Genomic DNA, 5809 nt, shown 5'->3' with positions numbered 1-5809 from the left:
GTCGTCGGCCCGTCCGGCGCCGGGAAGTCCACGGTGGCCTGGCTCATCGCGGGCATCGAGCGGCCCCGCGGCGGAACGGTGTCGATCGGGGGCGTGCCGAGCGCGGACGTCGCGCTCGAAGACCTGCGCCGTACGGTCGTTCTGGTCACCCAGGAGCACCATGTGTTCGCCGCCAGCCTGCGCGACAACCTCGCGCTCGCGCGGGACGACGCCGATGACGAGGCGCTGCTGGATGTGCTCCGGCGGGTGGGCGCCACCTGGGTCGAGGATCTGCCCGACGGGCTCGACACCGTGCTCGGCGAGGGCCACCATCCCCTCGCACTCGCCCAGACCCAGCAACTGGCGCTGGCCAGGGTGCTCCTCGCGGACCCGGATGTGGTGATCCTCGACGAGGCGACCGTCGGGCTCGACACGCGTTCCGCCGGGGCGGCGGAGGCGGCGCTCGCCACGGCGCTGGCCGGACGCACACTCATCACCATCACCCACCAGTTGCAGGCGGCCCGGGCGGCCGACCGCATCGCGGTGGTCGAGAAGGGACGTGTCACCGAACTGGGCAGCCATACCGAACTCGTCGCGTCCCGGGGCACCTACGCGGCGCTGTGGGAGGCATGGAGCGGTGGCGGTGTCCGACGACGACAGGAGTGAGTACATGGACGTGATCCGCTCCGGCCCACTGGGCTGGGCCCAGCACTGGTACTGGCTGCTGGACAGCGACCCGGTGCGGGGCGACGGGCCCTTGGACGCCTACCCCAAGCGCGTCGACGTTCCCGCGGGCGTGACGGTCGCGGGTGTGCGGCGCGCGCTGCGGTCCGTACTGGAGAGATACGAGGCGCTGCGCACCACCTACGGCCACAATGCCTCCGGCGCCCCCTGCCAGTTCGTGCACGCGGAGTGCGACCCACAGCTGATCACCGTGGACCCGGGCGGCACCGGGGACGGCGCGTCGCAGCTGGACCCGGACCGCCATGCCGTCCCCACGACCGGGGTGTTCGAGCGCGCGTCCTGCTACGCCGTGGCCGGTGTCGCGGGGGAACGGGTGACGGACCTGCTCCTGGTGTTCCGGCAGATCGCCGTGGACGGCGTGGCGATGGAGCGGGTACGGAACGAAGTGGAGCAGCGCCTGCGGGGCCCGGGGCCGGTGGGCCCCGCGGGACGGGAACTCCAGCCGCTGGACCACGCGGCGGCGGAGAACACGGAAGAGCAGCGGAAGGCCAACCGGCGGGCGCTCACCTACTGGCAGCAGCAGTTGCGGCGCGGCCCGCACACCTCGATCCCCTTCTCCTGGCCCGCGCCCGAGGGTTCCGTCGCCCATGAGACGACGGTGGTCTCGCCGCGCGCCGCCGAGCTGTGTGCCCGCATCGCGCGGAACTGCCAGGTGACCGAGCCCAGCATCGTGCACAGCGTGCTCGCCCTGCTCGTCTCCGGCTGGACCGGGCACGAGGTGTGCGCGATGCACTCGGTGTTCGCCAACCGGTGGAACGAGGCGACCCAGGAGAGCGTGTGCCGCCTCGCCGGGGGCGGCCGGATCGTCTTCGACCTGTCCCGCGAGCTGACGGTCCGCAAGACGCTGAGCACCTGCCATCTCTCCTTGCTGGAGATGTACATGAACGCCAGGTATCACGTGGGGGACCTGGTCATGCGCGAGTCCCGCGCGGCACTGCGGCAGGGCGCCAAGGTCGAACCCGGCATCATCTTCGAATACCACTACGCGAACCAGGAGCCGCTGTTCGCGGACAGGTCGGCCGCCCCGGAACACATCACGCAGACGACGATGGACTGGCGTGCCGCCGGGATGCTCGTGGACGCGTCCCTGTCCGGCCGAGGGCTGGAGATCGCGGTCAAGGCGCCCACGGAGGTGCTGCCGGAGAGCGCCGGAGTGCCCTGGGTGAGGACCTTTCTGGAGCTGCTGGAGCGGATCGCAGAGGACCCGGAGGCCCGCGTGGGCGACCTGGTCGCCGATGTGGAGATCGACGCCCCCTGGAAGGGCCGCGGATGGGTTTCCCTGGACCATGCCTGGGTCCATCTCGATGCGATGAAGACCCTGTTGTCCGGACACCCCGGTGTCGCGAGCGCCGAGGTCTTCACCACCGCGGGCGAGGAGCGGACCGAACTCGTCGCCCGGGTGGTGGCGAAGGGCCCGGAGCTGACCGAGCGGGAAGTGGCGGAATACCTGCGGGACATGGCCACCGATCTTCCTTCGATCGTCCAGCCGCACCGCTACATCGTCCATCGCGCCGGAGCCGCCACCGCTCCCCCGTCCGGGGAAGGCGTGGAAAGCACGGAGGAGAGGGCCCTCAGGGAGGCCTTCGCGGCTGTCCACTCGGATGCCGAGGCCGAGGTGTCCCGAACGTATGCGGAGAACGGTGGTGAATTCCTGAGGATTCCGCTGGTCATGGCCGGTATACAGGAGCGCGGATACTCCGGCCTCCGGCACGCCGACTTCGTCGGTACGGCGCCGCTGCGCCGTCTGGCGCTCAAGCTGACCAAGATGACCGAGGCGGCGGAATGATCGTCTCCACCACCGCGTTTCTGCGCAGGAACAACGGGCGTGCGGTGCTCCCGGAGACCCGGCCGTACACCTTCAACGAGGCGGATACCGGCACCGCCCGGGACTCCGGGCAGGCCGGGGCGTACTGGCTGGGGGTAGCGGGAGCCGCCGACCAAGCCGTCAGCCGCCTGGAAGAGCTGCTCGACACGCGGCACCCCGGCCTTCTCGATGGCGGCCCCGGGGCATTCGAGCTACGCAGCGACATCGCCTATTGGCGGGGCGAGTCCGGCGACGCCACCGGCGCCCTGGAGCTGTTCGAACAGCTGCTGGCCGATGTCGTCTCCGCGACGGGCCGGGACGGTTTCCACGCTCTGGCGGTCCGCAACCATGTGGCCTACCGGCGAGGGCTCAACGGCGGCATCAAGAGGGCGCTGGAGGAATATCGCAGGCTTCTGCCGGACTGCGAGAGCAGCCTGGGCACGGGAAGCCGGGACACGCTGATGGTCCGCAACAACCTCGCGTACTGGTGCGGTGAGTCCGGCGATGCCACCGGCGCCCTGGAGCTGTTCGAACAGCTGCTGGCCGATGTGGTCCCCGCGTTGGGCGCGGACGACTTCTACGCCCTGGCGACCCGTAACAACGTGGCGTACTGGCGGGGATTCACCGGCGATGTCGCGGGAGCCCTCACGCATTACCGCGTCCTTCTGGAGGACTGCGAGGGCACGCTCGGCACGAGGGACTACCACACCTTGTCCGCCCGGCTTCAGCTCGGGCTCTGGAGCGGGGTCGCGGGAGATCTCGATGATGCGATCGAGTCACTGGACCGGCTGCTGCCGGATGTGGAAGGCGCCCTGGGCACATCCCATGAACTGGGGTTTTCCGTACGCCACCAACTGGCCCGCTGGTACGGAGCCCGTGGCGACACCGGCAAGGCCGTCTCGATCCTCGGAGCGCTCGTGACGGACCAGCGGCGGGTGCTGGGCGACAACGATTACCGGACGCTGGCCTCGCAAGGTCTGCTGAGCCGCTATACGAGGTGAAACCTCACCCGGTCCAGTGGTGGCGGGCGAGGTCGGCCAGGGTGGTGATGACGGTGCTGGGCAGTCGGTCCTTGTGGCGCAGGTAGTGGATGCCGAGGACGGGTTTGCTGGTCCAGGGCAGGGGGGCCACCTCGCCGCGGGCGAGTTCGTCGGTGACGGCGGCCGCGGGGAGCAGGGCGACGCCCAGGCCTGCCGCGGCGCAGCGCTTGAGTGCCTCCACGCTGACGAATTCCATGGTGGTGGGGTGGATGGCCGCGCGGCCCAATTCGCGATCCATGACGTCGCGCTGGGCGCAGCCGGGCTCGATGAGGAGCAGGGTTTCGTCGGCGAGGTCGGCGGTGTCGACGTGGCGGCGGTGGAGGAGCGGGTGGCCGGGGTGGGCGATCAGCCGCAGGGGTTCTTGGGCCAGGAGTTCGGTGGTGGCCATGGGGGCGGTGATCTTTTCTTCGAGGAGAAACCCGGCGTCGAGGGTCCCCTCGTTCAGGGAGGTCAGCAGGGTGTTTCTGCCGGCGGGGCCGAAGACCACACGCAGGTGGGGGAAGTGGTCCATCAGGGCGCGGAGGACCGGTGGCAGGAGGTGGGCGCACAGGCTTTCGGGGGCGGCGATGCGCAGGGTGCCGCGGATGGTGCGGGGGTCGCCGCTGGCCCCCTCGACGGCTTGGCGGGCCTGTTCCGCCTGGTGGGCGAGTTGCCGGGCGTGGGGTAGCAGCTCGCGCCCGGCGTGGGTGAGGGTGATGCGCCGTCCCAGGCGCTCGAAGAGGGCGGCGCCGAGGTCCTGCTCGAGGGCCTTGATGTGGGCGGTGACGCTCGACTGGACGTAGTCCAGGTCCTGGGCTGCGCGGGTGAAGCTCATGTGGCGGGCGACGGCGAGGAACGTCGTGAGGTGCTTCAGCTCCATTCACTCATCGTAATCGGTGATGGTTTGGATCGAAAATGTTCGTTGGACCCGATGGGTCCGGCGGCCTACAACTTGAGTCATGGCCCTCTTCACCTTTCCGCGCCGGACCGACCCGGCGGACCAGCGCTCCCCCACCGGTCTGGAGGGGCGGGACTTCCTCCTGCTCATCGTCGCCACACTGGGGACCTTCTCCAATTACGCGCCGCTGCTGTCGGTGGTGTCCCTGTGGTCGGCCGAGGGCGGCTCCGGGCACGGCGGAGTGGGTGCGGCCACCGGAGTGACCATGGCCACCACGGTGGGCATTCAGCTGGTGATGAGCCGGTTGCTGCGCCGGTACGGGCTGCGCCGGATCCTGGCCGCCGGGGCGCTGCTGCTGGGCCTGCCCACGTTCGCGTATCCGGTCTCCTCCGGGCTGGAGTGGGTGCTCGCCGTGTCGGCGGTGCGGGGCGTGGGCTTCGGCATGGTCGCGGTGGCGGGCAGCGCCCTGGTGGCCGAGCTGGTGCCGCCCGGCCAGCGCGGCCGGGCTGTGGGCCGGTACGGCATCGCGGTGGGGCTGCCGCAGGTGGTGTGTCTGCCGGCGGGGGTGTGGTGTGCCCAGCAGTTCGGTTTCACCGCGGTCTTCGTCGTCACCGGAGCCGCGAGCGTGCTGGCGGCTCCCCTGGCCGGGCTGATGTCGGGCCGGCGGGCGGAGGAGCACGCGGGGGACGAGGCGGCGTCGTCCGGGCAGGGTGGTACGAGCCGTCCCGAGGGGGGTCTGCGCCCGCTGGCCGGGCCGTGGACGATGCTCATCGTCTCCGCGTGTGCTCTGGGAGGGATGACCTCCTTCCTTCCGCTCGCCCTGGAAGGCGACGCGGCCGCGCCGACCGCGCTGTTCGTACTGTCCGCGGCGGTGATCCTGGGCCGCTGGGCGGCCGGGTCGTTCAGCGACCGCGCCGGGTCGGGGCGTCTGCTGGTGCCCGGGGTGCTGGCCTGCGCGCTCGGCACGGCGGGGGTTGCCGGAGCTTCCGCCGGGCTGCCCGCCGCAGCCGTGCTGGCCTCGGTGGCGGCAGGACTGTACGGGCTGGGCTTCGGCGCGCTCCAGAACGACACCCTGGTGATGATGTTCCGCCGGGCGGGCCCGCAGGGGCACGGCATGGCCAGCACGGCGTGGAACATGGCCTACGACGCGGGCACCGGTGCGGGCGCCGTGGTCGTGGGTGTCGCCTCCCAAGTGGTGGGCGTGGACGGCGCTTTCGCGGCGGCGGCCGTCCTGATCGGGCTGGTCGGTCCGCTCGCCCGGCACGAGCGCGGCCATGAGAGCGCCCACCGGGCCACCCCGGCTCCGGCGGGCGAGACCTGCTGAACAGCAGTTGGCCGGAACGCTTCAAGCCGACTTGCCGCAGA

The 5809-nt window shown here is 71.1% G+C and carries 5 protein-coding genes; 4 read left to right on the top strand and 1 reads right to left on the bottom strand.

What is annotated here, in order from left to right; all coding sequences use genetic code 11:
* The 3 genes from SSOG_RS44745 to SSOG_RS44735 form a co-directional block, all read left to right on the top strand.
* Positions 1-645: ATP-binding cassette domain-containing protein (locus tag SSOG_RS44745; RefSeq protein ID WP_039940272.1), on the top strand; the 645-nt coding region annotated here is incomplete at its 5' end.
* Entirely contained in the window at positions 623-2509 is a 1887-nt protein-coding gene (locus SSOG_RS44740; RefSeq protein WP_154686055.1) for a condensation domain-containing protein, read from the top strand. The genes SSOG_RS44745 and SSOG_RS44740, both read left to right, overlap by 23 nt.
* On the top strand, positions 2506-3528 hold the full coding sequence (locus tag SSOG_RS44735; RefSeq protein WP_009720948.1) for a tetratricopeptide repeat protein: 1023 nt from the start codon (positions 2506-2508) through the stop codon (positions 3526-3528). Before SSOG_RS44740 ends, SSOG_RS44735 begins: the two co-directional genes overlap by 4 nt.
* Positions 3529-3532: 4 nt before the next feature.
* Here SSOG_RS44735 and SSOG_RS44730 read toward each other — a convergent pair whose 3' ends face one another.
* A complete protein-coding gene (locus SSOG_RS44730; RefSeq protein ID WP_009720947.1) occupies positions 3533-4426 on the bottom strand; it encodes a LysR family transcriptional regulator in 894 nt (297 codons plus the stop codon).
* A 79-nt stretch (positions 4427-4505) separates the two neighbouring features.
* Here SSOG_RS44730 and SSOG_RS44725 point away from each other — a divergent pair, with 79 nt between their 5' ends.
* Positions 4506-5768, top strand: coding sequence for an MFS transporter (locus SSOG_RS44725; protein ID WP_009720946.1), 1263 nt, complete (start codon positions 4506-4508; stop codon positions 5766-5768).
* Positions 5769-5809: the final 41 nt, after the last annotated feature.

The sequence above is a fragment of the Streptomyces himastatinicus ATCC 53653 genome, from assembly GCF_000158915.1.
Taxonomy (GTDB): domain Bacteria; phylum Actinomycetota; class Actinomycetes; order Streptomycetales; family Streptomycetaceae; genus Streptomyces; species Streptomyces himastatinicus.
Note: the sequence above shows the minus strand (reverse complement) of the source record. Positions and strands in the feature narration are given on the sequence as shown.